Origin of the sequence: Legionella nautarum (assembly GCF_001467895.1) — a bacterium.
GTDB lineage: Bacteria > Pseudomonadota > Gammaproteobacteria > Legionellales > Legionellaceae > Tatlockia > Tatlockia nautarum.
This window is the reverse complement of record NZ_LNYO01000013.1, coordinates 469,165-483,173: the sequence shown is the minus strand read 5'-3', so window position 1 is coordinate 483,173 and position 14,009 is coordinate 469,165. Positions and strand designations below refer to the sequence as shown.

Genomic DNA, 14,009 nt, shown 5'->3' with positions numbered 1-14,009 from the left:
TTATGTGGAAAACTTTTGCTAGACACTGCATTTATCAATCACCTACCGGCATACGCGTTTTCCAAAATCCCCTCTTTCGTTGGCTGCAATTTGAAAGTAGAGCTATACAAACCTTAATTAATCGTTATTTCCCTCATCGACCCGGATTAAGTTATATAAAGACTCTGATTTTTGCGGTGCGATTGCAGCCAGCCCAATGTTGCATGCTTGGCCTTGGAGGAGGCGGTGCAGCGCATGCACTTTCCCCCTTGCTTAGTCCCGATAAACTTCTAATTGTAGAAAATAATGATGAGGTGATAGACATCGCCTCTCGTTTTTTTATGATAAATCAGTTAGACAACCTTAGTATTGTGCATCAAGATGCAAACTCTTTCGTGCATCAATGTACTCATCAATTTCAGCATCTTTTAGTTGATTTATTTGATGCGAATGTCTTTCCTGCCGATTGCAATAACGAAGCTTTTTTTGCTCAATGCAAACGACTATTAAAACCCGATGGTATTCTTGCGGTAAACCTAGCCAACAGACATGAGCAATGGCCTATTTTCCAACTCATCCAAAAACAGTTTCGACTTTCAACCCTCGCCCTACCTGTTTTAGATTCTCCCAATATGATAATCCTTGCGCAAAATAGCGATTCAATTACTCCTTTTTTAGAGTTTCTTAAAAAACATAAGCAATTGAAACAGCTAACTTGGAACAATAAATGGGGTCATGTCGCTAAAATTCGCTAACTGTTTTACAGGAAATTTGCGAGTTGACGCCTAGGTTGGGTCTTGGCCTAATGGCTCTGCTCCCTTCCGCCTACGACCCGAAGCTTGTTCGTGGGATCCAGAGATCTGAACATCGGAAGAGATCGCTTGGATACGATGGACAAGCCACGGTACGTAGGTACATAGGCAGGAGGGCTAAAATTTTCAACACCGTTGGACAAGCCGCGGGCCGTAGGCAAAAATGTAATCAAGAGACAGTTGCAAGCAACCAGGCTACGGGGCGAGTTGAAATCTCCACTTTTAGCTTTTTCACTACTGTGTAATGAAATTTCCCCTTTTTTATTAATAAGTACTACTATTGAATTACCAACATGCCAAACAGGATAATCTGATCATCAATACAATCCTTTTTCGCAATTTTGATTTGATTCAATGCTCCCAATGGATGTCCATCAGCTGCTAATTGAGGCCTAACGAAGGAGAGGAGTGACTTAGATCAAAATTTCTATTAGCAAAAAAAAAACGCATCCTAGAATGCGTTTTTTTAAAGAGTTATTTATCAAATTTCCATCAAATCCTTTTCTTTCTCTTGAAGCGCAACATCTACATCAGCGATGTATTTATCAGTAATTTTCTGAATCACTTCAGTCGCACGACGTTCATCATCTTCGGAAATCGATTTATCTTTAACCAAATCTTTTAAATGAGAGTTCGCATCACGACGAATATTGCGAATAGCAACACGAGACTGCTCCCCTTCACCTCGAACTACCTTAATTAATTCTTTTCGGCGCTCCTCAGTTAAGGGCGGCATGGGGACACGAATTGCATTGCCTGAGGTTGCAGGGTTTAAACCCAGATCAGAAGTCAAAATGGCTTTCTCAATAGCAGCCACCATCGCTTTTTCCCAAGGTGTTACTAATAAAGTACGTGCATCACTGCTGGTAATGTTAGCGACCTGATTGATTGGTGTTGGGTTACCGTAATAATCCACGATAACATGATCTAAAAGACCGACGTTTGCTCGTCCTGTGCGGACTTTAGTTAAATCATTACGTAGACTTTCAACTGCCTTTTTCATCCGCTTTTCAGCATCTTGCTTAATATCATTGATCATGGTTTGCTCCTACTATGGTTCCAACCCTTTCACCCAAAACAATTTTCTTTAGGGCTTCTGGTGCGGCTAGGTCAAATACTTGTAAAGGCATGCCCTGGTCTCGACATAAGCAGATAGCCGTAGCATCCATTACTTCCAACCCATCCTGCAGTACCTGCTGATAAGTTAAAAAATCATAACGTGTCGCGTTAGCATTCTTGACCGGATCATCTGAATAAATTCCATCCACTTTAGTGGCTTTTAAAACTACATCCGCACCTACTTCAATCGCACGTAAACAGGCAGCCGTATCGGTAGTAAAGAAAGGATTCCCTGTACCCGCAGCAAAAATAACGACATGTCCATTACGTAAATGAGTTATGGCTTTACGGCGATGATAAGGATCAACAATTCCTAAAATAGGAATCGCAGACATGATTCGAGATGGTAAATCAATTCGCTCTAAAGCATCCCGCATGGCTAAAGCATTCATCACCGTAGCCAACATACCCATATGATCGCCAGTTACCCTCCCGAGACCCGCTTCAGATAAAGCTTTTCCGCGGAATAAATTGCCACCACCAATAACTAAACCGACCTCTACTTCCATACGGATAAGTTCTGCAACATCTTTGGCGATTCGGTCGAGAACAGATGGATCAATCCCAAATTGAGATTGACCCATCAACGCTTCACCACTGCATTTTAATAAAATGCGTTTGTACTTTAGCTTTGGATGATTCTCGTCCATCATTGATCACGAACCTGAGCCATTACTTCTTCTACGAAGTTATCTTCTTTTTTCTCAATACCTTCACCAACCTCAAAGCGAATGAAAGAAACAACTTCAGCATTTTTTTCTTTTAATAATTGGCTAACTTTCTTATTAGGATCTTTAACAAAAGGCTGTCCCATCAAGCTAACTTCATCAAGGAACTTGTTAATACGGCCCTCAATCATTTTATCAATAATTTCTTGAGGCTTACCGCTTTCACGAGCTTGGGCAGTGAAAATATCACGCTCATTTTCAATCGCTTCAGCGGGAACTTGGTCGTTGTTTATGACCATAGGACGGCTAGCAGCGATATGCATAGCAATATCCTTAGCCAAGGCTTCATCACCATTCTTTAACGCAACCATTACACCGATTCGCGCACCATGCAAGTAAGAACCAACGACCCCATCGCAACTTATACGAACCATGCGACGTAACTTAATGTTTTCACCGATTTTAGCAATCAATTCTTGTCTTGCTTGCTCAACAGTGATGTTAGCACCCACTAAGGTTTCGTTTGCTAAGGCGTTAACATCGGCCACAGAACTTTGCAGTGCTGTTTCGACTGCTTTGCCAGCAAAATCAGTGAAATTCTCATCACGTGCGACGAAATCAGTTTCGCTGTTGATTTCGAGCATTACTGCAGAACGACCATCAGCAGAACGGGCGAGTACTACAACACCTTCAGCAGCAACGCGATCAGCTTTCTTATCGGCTTTAGCTTGTCCTGCTTTACGCATTTCTAAAATCGCTTGCTCAATATCACCATTCGTAGCGATTAGGAATTTCTTGCATTCCATCATACCAGCGCCAGTACGTTCTCTAAGTTGCATAACTAACGAAGCACTAATTGACATAATTGAATCCTCCACATAGCAAAAAGGGTAGGTCCATTATCAAATTGCAATGATGCCTACCCCTTTAAAAATATTATTCACCCGCTTTTTCTGATTCTTTATCAGCGGCAATTTCTACGAACTCAGCATCAGAAGCAACACCACCTACAGTGTTTCCACGCTTAGCATCAAGTATAGCGTCTGCTACGCAACGTACATAAATATCGACAGCGCGCATTGAATCATCATTCCCTGGAATAACGTAATCGATATTATCTGGACTGTTATTTGTATCTACAACACCAATAACAGGTATTTTTAATCGACGAGCTTCTTCGACAGCAATATGCTCAAAGCCAACATCGACAACAAACAAGGCATCAGGTAAACCACCCATGTCTTCGATACCACCTAATCCGCGCTCTAATTTTTCAAGCTCTCGAGTAAGCATTAACGCTTCTTTCTTGATCATCGAATTAAAGGCACCCTTCTCGCGCATTTCCTTCAATTCTTTTAAACGGAAAATAGATTGACGTACAGTTTTGTAGTTGGTCAACATACCACCTAACCAACGGTGATCGACATAAGGCATGCCGCAACGCTTAGCATGTTCACGAATACTGTCTTGTGCCGCTCTTTTTGTACCAACAAATAGGATTTTTGCCTTGTTAGACGCTAAACGACCGACGTAATTAACGACATCACTCAGCATAGGCATTGTTTTTTCTAAGTTGATAATATGAATTTTATTTCTCGCCCCAAAAATATATTCAGCCATTTTAGGGTTCCAAAAACGGGTTCTATGCCCAAAATGAGCACCCGCTTCAAGCAGTTCACGCATACTAACATTCATTTTATTTCTCCAGGGTTAGGCCTCCACGTCCCCCATACAGCACCCTCATGGGACCCAGCCGTATGTGACGAAACGTGTGTGTATTTAAAGCGCGATATTTATACCATAATAGGCTTTAATCATCAATGACCTTCACTCTCAAAAGCTTATAAATCCTGATGTTACGGTGCATTTTTAAGCAAAAACTCAATTCTAAGTCTATAATCCCTTCAAATTGAGATAATTTTCTCGGCTGGTTGAGGGCTTGCAGTACTCAGGCGGGCTAAGGTGAGGCTTCAAGACGGCACAGTCCAAACTGAAGTATATCCTCATGAAATGAGGATCTAAGGAATTCGTATTCATTTTATTCCGTTCAGCCTGAGAAGCACGAATGACGTGCGTCTCGAAGGCTTGAGGTTTTCGAAGGCATGTCCTGAGGCTCTCGAAGGGGGGCTTTCCCGGCACTTGGCGACAGCGCTGCGCGCTCCCTCAGTGCGTACGGGATAAACAAAACGATCGATGAGAACTAAACGGTCTGGTCTATTTAATTTTGTGGGGATACCTCAGAGCCCGAATGGATGTGAACCTATAGATTTGGGCCTTGGATAACTTGCAAACCATTCGGGCTGAGGAGGCAGTCAGGCCGTGTTGAATGCTAGATTAGGAGGAGTATGACGCATTACACTCCGCTCATTACTATCTTAGTTATTGGGTTTGGATTAGCTTTTATCTTTGGCTATCTAGCTCATCGTTTACGTATTTCCCCTATTGTTGGTTATATTTTCGCAGGTGTCCTTATTGGCCCTTCAACACCGGGTTATATTGCTGATCATAACCTCACTGCTGAACTAGCTGAGATTGGTGTTATTCTATTAATGTTTGGTGTTGGACTTCATTTCTCTCTTGCTGACTTACAATCAGTTAAAAAAGTCGCCATCCCAGGGGCGATCGCTCAAATGATCATCGCGACTCTGCTAGGCTTCAGTTTCGCTTATGGAATAGGCTGGCCCATCAATACAGGCATCGTGTTTGGCTTGTCCCTTTCTGTAGCAAGTACTGTGGTGTTAATTCGTGCTTTAGAAGAATGGAAGATACTTAAGACAAGAAATGGCCGCATTGCTATTGGTTGGTTAATTGTTGAGGATCTTGCCATTATAGTTATTCTTATTTTTCTACCTTCCCTTGCCGACACGACGGCAACGCAGCAAACGTCTACGGTAAATGCCAACCCCTTTTTTCTAGTGGGCATAACGACACTTAAGGCAATTACTTTCTTTACTATTATGTGGTTTTTTGGCCGACGCTACCTTCCGCTCATCCTTACTGCTGTTGCAAAAAATGGCTCAAATGAATTATTCCGACTAGCTGTACTTGCTATTGCTCTAGTGGTTGCCTTTATCGCCGCGAATTTATTCGGTGTTTCTCTAGCCCTAGGAGCATTTTTTGCGGGTATGTTTTTAAGGGAATCAAAATTTAGCCATCGTGCCGCTGAGGAAACCTTGCCTTTACGAGATGCCTTCGCGGTACTGTTTTTTATTTCGGTTGGGATGCTTTTACGGCCGGAAATTTTGATTTCCCAGCCATTATTGGTACTCATCAGTGTATTAATAATCGTTCTTGGCAAATCACTTGTTGCTTTTATTATCGTGCGTCTATTTCGCTATCCTTTATTCACAGCACTCACTATCTCCGTAAGTCTCGCACAAATTGGAGAATTTTCATTCATTCTTGCGCAACTTGGGTATAAGTTAGATATGTTAACTGAACAAGCGAAAGATCTGATACTTGCCGCAGCAATCATTTCTATTATTATCAATCCAGTACTATTTGCTGCAATTAATCGCTTCAAATCAAAACAAATTCGCGACAGCATCTAATTTTTATCGCTATAATCACTTATGCTAGTATTTATAATTTTGTGGATTCCCAAATCATGTCAGTAACCATTAAAACCCCGGATGAAATTGAAAAAATGCGTGTAGCCGGAAGGCTTGCAGCGGATGTTTTAGAAATGATTGGCCCCTACGTACGCGAAGGTGTAACAACGGATGAATTGAATACCATCTGTCATAACTATATCGTCAATGAACAACAGGCTATTCCTGCTCCTTTGAACTACAATGGTTTTCCTAAATCGATCTGCACCTCCATAAACCACGTCGTTTGTCATGGTATTCCAGGCAAAAAAGCGCTCAAAGAAGGCGACATTATTAACATTGATATTACTGTGATTAAAGATAGCTACCATGGGGATACTAGTAAAATGTTCTTTATTGGCGAACCAACCATAAAAGCTAAGCATGTTGTCAATGTTGCCCATGAATGTCTATTTATCGGCATTGAAATGGTAAAACCCGGTGTTCGTTTAGGTGATATCGGTCATGCAATTCAAACGCATGCAGAAAAAAATCGCTGCTCAGTCGTTCGCGAATATTGTGGCCACGGTATCGGACGTATTTTCCATGAGGATCCTCAAGTGCTTCACTACGGGACTCCTGGTACCGGAGAAGTTTTGCGCCCTGGTATGACCTTTACGATTGAGCCTATGGTCAATGTCGGGAAACATCATACCCGACTGCTCCCTGACAGATGGACGGTAGTTACCAAAGATCACAGCCTATCCGCACAGTGGGAGCATACGCTTTTAGTCACTGACAGCGGAGTGGAAATACTGACCTTACGCAATGAAGAACGATAATCACCATCTCAAGCTATCCATTCAGCAGTTCAAGGATGAGCTGTGTAAAGAATTTAAACAAAAAACGAATATCGGTCCCCTCACTCGTAAATTAGTCAGCTTTATAGACGAAATCCTCACGAATCTCTTTCATAAAAACCATTTGCATAAGGGCAATAAATTTTGCCTACTTGCTTTAGGTAGTTATGGGCGCCGAGAATTACAACTGTATTCTGATGTTGATTTACTATTACTCCATACAGAAAATCTTTCCAAAACACAGCTACAAAATGCGCAATCCTTCGTTCAAGACTGCTGGGATATCGGCTTAGAAGTGAGTCATCAAATTACTACGGTGAATGCCTGTGCCGAATTAGCTTCGACGGATTTAAGTGTCATTTCAAGCATCCTCGATATGCATCTAATCTGTGGTCGCGGTAACTTAATGGAAGAATTAATTTATCAGACTCATCCACTGCATATGTGGCCCAGCCATGATTATTTTTTTGCTAAACAGCAAGAGCAACTGCAACGCTATGCGAAATACGGGGAAACCGCCTACAATTTGGAGCCCAATGTAAAATATGGTCCCGGTGGACTGCGTGATATACAAATTTTATTATCAATTGGTAAGCGCCATTTTGGTATTAAAAAATTAGCTGATGGTATTAATTGCGGCTTTATTACCGATAAAGAATATGAAGAACTCATCGCTTGCCAACATTTTCTGTGGCGAGTTCGTTTTGCCTTACATTTGTTAGCTGAAAAACAGGAAGAACGATTATTGTTTGATAATCAAGTTAAATTAGCCGCCCTCTTCGGGTTCGTTGATAACGAGCAATCTCTCGCGATCGAACAATTCATGAAAGTCTATTTCAAAGTGATTAAACGCAGTCGCGAATTGAATGAAATGCTTTTACAATGGTTTGCTGAAGAGATTGTTCATCATCAAAAACAACGCCTTATCCCACTCAATAGTTATTTTCAGCTATCAAATAACTACATTGAAGTAAAAAATACTAGAGTATTTGCTTATAAACCACAGGCGCTATTGGAAATCTTTCTCTGGATTGCCAAAATACCTGACATTAAAGGAGTACGCGCCAGCACAATTCGCTTGATTCGACAATATCTTTATTTAATCAGTCGCCGTTTTCGCATCAGTAAATTTGCCACTCAAACTTTTCTTGCCATTTTTAAAGAAAAAGATCCTTACGATGCTCTGCATCATATGAATCGCTATGGTGTTTTAGGTCATTATTTGGATTGTTTTGCAGCCGTAACGGGACAAATGCAGTACGATCTATTTCATGTCTATACCGTTGATCAACACACTTTATTTGTTATCCGTAATCTGGCTCGTTTTTTAAAACCAGAATATGCAAAACAATTTTCTTTAGCTGCTCAATTAATGTCAAAAATCGCGAATCCAGCAATTTTATATTTAGCCGCTCTTTTTCATGATATCGCTAAAGGGCGCGGCGGCGATCACTCTGAATTGGGTGCCGAAGAAGCGCGACAATTTGCCCTAGGTCATAAACTCAGCGAAGAAGAGTCGAACTTATTAATATGGCTGGTGCACAATCATTTACTCATGTCACAAACGGCTCAACGACAAGATATTTATGATCCTAAAACAGTGCAGCAGTTTTGCAGTCAATTACCACAAGCAGATTATCTTGAATATCTCTATTTACTGACCGTCGCAGATATTTGTGCAACCAATCACACCCTTTGGAATGCTTGGAAAGATTCCTTGTTAAAAGAGTTATATCGTGCAGCCCACCAATTGATGCATCAAGAGAAAATATCAGTTGATGAAACTGAACTGCTTTATTCTCGCCAACAAGAGGCATTAGCTATTCTAGTTAGTGAGGGCCTTTATAGCCCTACAATTCAAAGCTTATGGGCAAATTTTAAGGAAAAATATTTTATTCATCAGCCGCCTGAAGTGATCGCCAGACATACTAAAGCAATTATCAATTGTAAAAAATACCCTCTAGTCCTGATTATGCCGCATCACAGCGGAGGTGGGATTGAAGTTTTTATTTATATGCCTCATCGTGATGAGCGTTTTATTATCACCACCACTGTTCTCAGCAATCATTATACAACTATCCAAGAAGCAGCCATTCTTACCTGCGACAACAATTATGATTTAGATAGTTACATCATTTTGGACGAGCAGCAGCAAGTGTTTTTTGATGAGCGGCGTACTGAAAATATTCAAAAAGCACTTGAAAAACACTTAGCCAACACAGCGCAAATACCTGCTATCACTCGACGTAGATTGTCACGCACTCAAGCTCATTTTAAATTGAAACCGCAAATTACTTTTAGCGAAGAGGATGATCAAGTGAGTAGCTTATTTCTGGTGACACCCGATAGACCGGGTTTGTTGGCTAGTATTAGCCGTGTCTTTTTAAACCAAAACATTCATCTTCACAATGCAAAAATTGCCACAGCGGGTGAGCGTGCGGAAGATATGTTTTTTATTTCAACTTTAAATGGGCAGGCTTTAAGTCAAAAGAGAAAAGAGCTATTAAAGCAAGCGTTAATTGCGGAGTTGACGTACTTAAATTAAGGAATTTGAAATGGCCATATTTTTATTCATACAAATTTTATGCATAATCATTGGCGCCGTCTTTCTTTTTATCGCCTTTAATACGCTGCGTCCAAAAGCAAAAGAGCAACGGCTTGTTCAGGACCGCTTTTTATTTTATTTAATCTTAGGTCTTTTATTTATTTTTTCTACTTTTTTGCTCGAATACCTTAGCTAGCAGCTAACTCCTTCTCCTTTTAAAAAAATCAGCCAATAAATCCGCAGATTCTTGCTGCATAATTCCTTCATCAATCTGCACTTGATGGTTCAAAGGATAACCGCGCAGTAAATTATAAACAGAACCTGCAGCTCCCGCTTTAAAATCTCGGGTGGCAAAAACTAAACGCTCAATACGTGCGTGAATTAACGCTCCTGCGCACATGGAACAGGGTTCTAGAGTGACATAGAGCGTGGTGTTTAATAACCGATAATTATCAAGTTTGGCCGCCGCAGTCCGAATGGCGAGAAGTTCAGCATGAGCGCAGGGATCATTGGTTTGTATGACCTGATTCCAACCACAGCCTAGCAACTGCTGGTCTTGAGAAACAAGCACAGCCCCCACAGGGATTTCGCCTTGCTCCTTTGCTTTTAAGGCAAGCTCGAAAGCTTGTCTCATCCAAAACTGATGGCTCATTCCCACTCAATAGTTGCTGGCGGTTTTCCGGAAATATCGTAAGTGACCCGAGATACGCCAGCCACTTCATTGATGATACGGTTAGAGACTTGAGCCAGAAAATCCCAGGGTAGATGAGCCCAATGGGCCGTCATAAAGTCAATTGTTTCCACAGCACGCAGACAAATAACATAATCATAACGCCGCCCATCACCCATGACCCCTACACTTTTTACCGGTAGAAAAACGGCAAAGGCTTGGCTGACTTTTTGATATAAATCAGCTTTATGCAACTCATCAATAAAAATTGCATCCGCATGACGTAAAATCTCTGCATATTCTTTTTTTATCTCGCCGAGAATACGCACACCCAAACCAGGACCAGGAAAAGGATGACGATAAACCATGGTATAAGGTAGACCCAACTCCAAACCAATCTTGCGAACCTCATCTTTAAACAGTTCACGAATCGGCTCTAATAATTTTAAATTCAACGTTTCTGGTAGACCACCCACATTATGGTGGGATTTTATCACTACAGCAGCACCATTTGTTTTTGTCGCAGCCGACTCAATGACATCAGGATAAATGGTACCCTGAGCTAACCATTTCACATTAGGAATGTGCTGTGCTTCTTCATCAAAAACCTCGATAAACGTTCGGCCAATAATTTTGCGTTTTGTTTCTGGACAATCAACGCCTTCCAAGGCTTTTAAAAATTTTTCTTCTGCATTAACAGCAATAATGCGTATCCCCATGTGTTGCCCAAACATAGCCATCACTTGCTCGGCTTCGTTTAAACGCAGTAACCCTGTGTCCACAAAGACACAAACTAATTGATCACCGATAGCTCGATGTAATAAAGCAGCAACGACAGAAGAGTCCACTCCTCCGGATAAACCAAGAAGGACTTGTTGATCACCTACTTGTTCTTGGATAGCGCTAATTGCTTGTTCGATAATATTATCCGCCGTCCAGGTTGTTTCCGCTTTACAAATATCAATGACAAAACGTTCCAGAATTCGTAATCCTTGCACGGTATGAGTTACTTCAGGATGGAACTGCAAGCCATACCAATGATGAGCTTCATTAGCCATACCGGCTATGGGTGCATTGCGTGTTTCGCAAATGATTTCAAAACCAGGAGGGAGAACAGTTACCTTATCGCCATGACTCATCCATACATCTAATAAAGCTTCGCCTTCGGGCGTTGTTCTATCTTCAATATTGTCTAATAATTGACTATGGCTGTGTAAGCGCAATTCTGCATAACCGTATTCGCGAATCGTCGACGACTGCACCTGGCCACCAAGCTGTATTGCCATCGTTTGCATGCCATAGCAGATTCCGAGTAAGGGCAATCCGGATTCAAATAACCATTCTGGTGCTCGTGGATTAGAAACTTCGGTTACAGTGGATGGCCCACCCGACAAAATAATACCGCAAGGTCTGAGTGCTTGTAAGCTTGCCACGTCGATATTATAAGGATGTATTTCACAATACACCCCCATTTCACGGACGCGTCTAGCAATGAGCTGCGAATACTGGGAACCGAAATCAAGAATAACAAGAGGTTTTTGAGTAATATCTCTCATTTTAATCATCAACCTGATAGTTAGGCGCTTGTTTAGTGATACTCACATCATGTACATGCGATTCGCGCATCCCAGCGTTGGTAACTTGAACAAACTCAGCTTTTTCATGAAGGGCTGAAATAGTATTACAACCAGTATAGCCCATGCAAGAACGCAGTCCGCCCATCATTTGATGGATAATGGTCTGTACAGGACCCTTGTAAGGTACTCGCCCTTCTATTCCCTCAGGGACTAATTTTTCAGTACCTTGGCTGACATCCTGAAAATAACGATCACTGGAGCCTTGAGCTTGTGCCATAGCTCCGATAGAACCCATACCACGATAGCTTTTATAAGTACGGCCTTGGTATAGCTCTATTTCACCAGGCGATTCCTCTGTGCCGGCAAACATTCCACCTAGCATCACCGTATTTGCACCGGCAGCTAAAGCTTTACAAACGTCACCAGAAAAACGAATACCGCCATCAGCGATAATAGGGACCCTGCCCTTAAGCCCGTGTGCCACATTAGCAATCGCAGAAATTTGTGGAACACCAACACCGGTTACAATTCGTGTAGTACAGATAGAACCAGGACCTATGCCTACTTTCACTGCATCCACTCCTGCCTCAACTAAATCTAGAGCAGCCCTAGCAGTAGCAATATTACCGCCTATAACCTGAACATTAGAAAAATTCTGTTTTATCCATTTCACTCGGTTTAATACACCTTGTGAATGGCCATGAGCAGTATCAACCACTATGACATCTACCCCCGCTTCAATCAAAGCAATGACTCGCTCATCGGTGTTTTCACTAACACCAACCGCAGCACCCACCCTTAATTGCTCGGCACTGTCTTTACAAGCAAAGGGATTTTCTTTGGCCTTTTGGATATCTTTTACCGTGATCAAGCCTCGAAGATTAAATGCCTCATTGACAACCAGTAATTTTTCAATGCGGTGTTTATGAAGAAGACTGCGAATTTCTTCTCGACTTGCCCCTTCTCTGACAGTAACTAAACGCTCTTTAGGGGTCATTACTGCCGAAACGGGTAAGGCTAAATTTGTTTCAAATCGAATATCTCGACTAGTCACAATTCCTACCAGAAGTTCTCCGTCAACCACTGGAACCCCAGAAAAATTGTGCTTAGCCATCACTGCCAATAATTCTTGGACATTCATGGAAGGGGTAACGGATATCGGATCTTTTACCATTCCACTTTCAAATTTCTTTACCTTTCTCACTTCATCGGCTTGAGCGGAAATACTCATGTTTTTATGAATAATTCCGATTCCTCCTTCCTGTGCCATAGCAATTGCCAATCGCGCTTCGGTCACTGTATCCATCGCAGCTGAGATTAAAGGGATGTTTAATTCAATTTCACGAGTAAGATGGGTTTTTAGCAAAACCTCTTTCGGTAGGACTGTCGAGTGGGCAGGGATTAACAACACATCATCAAAAGTCAGTGCTTGTTGCACAATTGAAAGTGACATACCACACTCCTATAATTAAATTAACCGAATATTATACAACAATTATAGGAAATGAGGAAGGCTTAACTTCATATATATCACGCATTTTAAACATAGGGAGTAATGGGCGCAGCATTCCACATTGCACATTGGGGCGCAGGGATTGTATAGGCAGTAACAACATTATCAATGATACTACTCAATAAGGCTTTCGTACCTGTTTCTCCTTTTTGCACGGTACAAATCACATCTTTTTGCGACAGATATACTGTACATCCACCTTCTGCGCTCGCATCTCGGCTAAACTCCATATCGCGAGTGGTCATACTATAAACGTGGCCCGCATCAGTATTAGGAAGTCTTTTAATGCTAAATGGAGATGTAATATGATGTTCGCCAAAATTTTCTATTCCGAATGCCGCTGTATTCGCTAAATCTGGAATACCATCCACTATGATAGAAATCGTGCTTGTAAAATCGGGGGGGACAGGAAGCTTCTGAACCTCAAAATGAATATCTGAAGTCACCGCTTTGGTAAATTCGGTGATAAGTTGTGGTAATTGCTCGGCAGGATCTTCTTTTAGAGTGGATTTTAGTGTTTCAAAGGAAAACCAAACATGATTGTAGGCATTAGTACAAAGTTGGATCTCTTCGTAAGAAAGTGAATCAGCAAAGCTGGAACTACTCAACAAAACTCCCAAAGCTATTATTGAACGTTTCATCACCTTGCAAATTCCTTTCTAATTTGGAAATTATGAGTATAAAACTTTTGTTTTAATTTTCAATATAAAAATAAATAAGAAACGCATCACCAACC

At 41.4% G+C, this 14,009-nt stretch carries 13 protein-coding genes; 5 read left to right on the top strand and 8 right to left on the bottom strand.

Going from position 1 to position 14,009, the window contains the following annotated elements; genetic code table 11:
* Positions 1 to 2: 2 nt before the first annotated feature.
* Complete coding sequence (locus Lnau_RS05565) at positions 3 to 734, top strand: spermidine synthase (RefSeq protein ID WP_058504150.1); 732 nt, start codon at positions 3 to 5, stop codon at positions 732 to 734.
* A gap of 538 nt (positions 735 to 1,272) precedes the next feature.
* Here the strand turns inward: Lnau_RS05565 and frr are convergent.
* The 4 genes from frr to rpsB all read right to left on the bottom strand — a co-directional run bounded on the left by frr (position 1,273) and on the right by rpsB (position 4,273).
* Positions 1,273 to 1,830 (bottom strand): ribosome recycling factor, encoded by a 558-nt coding sequence (gene frr, locus Lnau_RS05555; RefSeq protein WP_058504148.1) that lies wholly within the window; start codon positions 1,828 to 1,830, stop codon positions 1,273 to 1,275.
* Entirely contained in the window at positions 1,820 to 2,563 is a 744-nt protein-coding gene (gene pyrH / locus Lnau_RS05550; RefSeq protein ID WP_058504147.1) for a UMP kinase, read from the bottom strand. The genes frr and pyrH overlap by 11 nt, the downstream gene beginning before the upstream one ends.
* Positions 2,560 to 3,444, bottom strand: a complete 885-nt coding sequence (gene tsf, locus Lnau_RS05545) for a translation elongation factor Ts (RefSeq protein ID WP_133134828.1) — start codon at positions 3,442 to 3,444, stop codon at positions 2,560 to 2,562. The genes pyrH and tsf overlap by 4 nt, the downstream gene beginning before the upstream one ends.
* A 70-nt stretch (positions 3,445 to 3,514) precedes the next feature.
* Positions 3,515 to 4,273, bottom strand: a complete 759-nt coding sequence (gene rpsB / locus Lnau_RS05540) for a 30S ribosomal protein S2 (protein ID WP_058504145.1) — start codon at positions 4,271 to 4,273, stop codon at positions 3,515 to 3,517.
* Positions 4,274 to 4,923: 650 nt separating this feature from the next.
* Between rpsB and Lnau_RS05535 the strand changes: the two genes are divergently transcribed.
* The 4 genes from Lnau_RS05535 to Lnau_RS05520 are packed head-to-tail and all read left to right on the top strand — an operon-like array spanning position 4,924 to position 9,709.
* Positions 4,924 to 6,129, top strand: coding sequence for a cation:proton antiporter domain-containing protein (locus tag Lnau_RS05535; protein WP_058504144.1), 1,206 nt, complete (start codon positions 4,924 to 4,926; stop codon positions 6,127 to 6,129).
* Between the two features lie 56 nt (positions 6,130 to 6,185).
* Positions 6,186 to 6,950 carry a type I methionyl aminopeptidase gene (gene map, locus Lnau_RS05530; protein WP_058504143.1) on the top strand — a complete coding sequence of 255 codons (765 nt, stop codon included), beginning with the start codon at positions 6,186 to 6,188 and terminating at the stop codon, positions 6,948 to 6,950.
* Positions 6,937 to 9,513, top strand: coding sequence for a [protein-PII] uridylyltransferase (gene glnD / locus Lnau_RS05525; protein ID WP_058504142.1), 2,577 nt, complete (start codon positions 6,937 to 6,939; stop codon positions 9,511 to 9,513). The genes map and glnD overlap by 14 nt, the downstream gene beginning before the upstream one ends.
* Positions 9,514 to 9,523: 10 nt before the next feature.
* Positions 9,524 to 9,709 carry a hypothetical protein gene (locus Lnau_RS05520; RefSeq protein ID WP_058504141.1) on the top strand — a complete coding sequence of 62 codons (186 nt, stop codon included), beginning with the start codon at positions 9,524 to 9,526 and terminating at the stop codon, positions 9,707 to 9,709.
* A gap of 3 nt (positions 9,710 to 9,712) precedes the next feature.
* Here Lnau_RS05520 and tadA read toward each other — a convergent pair whose 3' ends face one another.
* The 4 genes from tadA to Lnau_RS05500 form a co-directional block, all read right to left on the bottom strand.
* A complete protein-coding gene (gene tadA / locus Lnau_RS05515; RefSeq protein ID WP_058504140.1) occupies positions 9,713 to 10,165 on the bottom strand; it encodes a tRNA adenosine(34) deaminase TadA in 453 nt (150 codons plus the stop codon).
* Entirely contained in the window at positions 10,162 to 11,739 is a 1,578-nt protein-coding gene (gene guaA / locus Lnau_RS05510; RefSeq protein WP_058504822.1) for a glutamine-hydrolyzing GMP synthase, read from the bottom strand. Before guaA ends, tadA begins: the two co-directional genes overlap by 4 nt.
* A gap of 1 nt (position 11,740) precedes the next feature.
* Positions 11,741 to 13,213, bottom strand: a complete 1,473-nt coding sequence (gene guaB, locus Lnau_RS05505) for an IMP dehydrogenase (RefSeq protein ID WP_058504139.1) — start codon at positions 13,211 to 13,213, stop codon at positions 11,741 to 11,743.
* Positions 13,214 to 13,299: 86 nt separating this feature from the next.
* The gene (locus tag Lnau_RS05500) at positions 13,300 to 13,914 is read right to left on the bottom strand and encodes a hypothetical protein (RefSeq protein ID WP_058504138.1); all 615 of its coding nucleotides are present in this window, start codon (positions 13,912 to 13,914) and stop codon (positions 13,300 to 13,302) included.
* Between the last annotated feature and the right edge of the window lie 95 nt (positions 13,915 to 14,009).

Excerpts from the sequence above, each read along its gene's own strand:
- Lnau_RS05565 (WP_058504150.1), top strand. The coding sequence starts at position 3 with ATGTGGAAAACTTTTGCTAGACACTGCATTTATCAATCACCTACCGGC.
- frr (WP_058504148.1), bottom strand. The coding sequence starts at position 1,830 with ATGATCAATGATATTAAGCAAGATGCTGAAAAGCGGATGAAAAAGGCA.
- pyrH (WP_058504147.1), bottom strand. The coding sequence starts at position 2,563 with ATGATGGACGAGAATCATCCAAAGCTAAAGTACAAACGCATTTTATTA.
- rpsB (WP_058504145.1), bottom strand. The coding sequence starts at position 4,273 with ATGAATGTTAGTATGCGTGAACTGCTTGAAGCGGGTGCTCATTTTGGG.
- Lnau_RS05535 (WP_058504144.1), top strand. The coding sequence starts at position 4,924 with ATGACGCATTACACTCCGCTCATTACTATCTTAGTTATTGGGTTTGGA.
- map (WP_058504143.1), top strand. The coding sequence starts at position 6,186 with ATGTCAGTAACCATTAAAACCCCGGATGAAATTGAAAAAATGCGTGTA.
- glnD (WP_058504142.1), top strand. The coding sequence starts at position 6,937 with ATGAAGAACGATAATCACCATCTCAAGCTATCCATTCAGCAGTTCAAG.
- Lnau_RS05520 (WP_058504141.1), top strand. The coding sequence starts at position 9,524 with ATGGCCATATTTTTATTCATACAAATTTTATGCATAATCATTGGCGCC.
- tadA (WP_058504140.1), bottom strand. The coding sequence starts at position 10,165 with ATGAGCCATCAGTTTTGGATGAGACAAGCTTTCGAGCTTGCCTTAAAA.
- guaA (WP_058504822.1), bottom strand. The coding sequence starts at position 11,739 with ATGAGAGATATTACTCAAAAACCTCTTGTTATTCTTGATTTCGGTTCC.
- guaB (WP_058504139.1), bottom strand. The coding sequence starts at position 13,213 with ATGTCACTTTCAATTGTGCAACAAGCACTGACTTTTGATGATGTGTTG.
- Lnau_RS05500 (WP_058504138.1), bottom strand. The coding sequence starts at position 13,914 with ATGAAACGTTCAATAATAGCTTTGGGAGTTTTGTTGAGTAGTTCCAGC.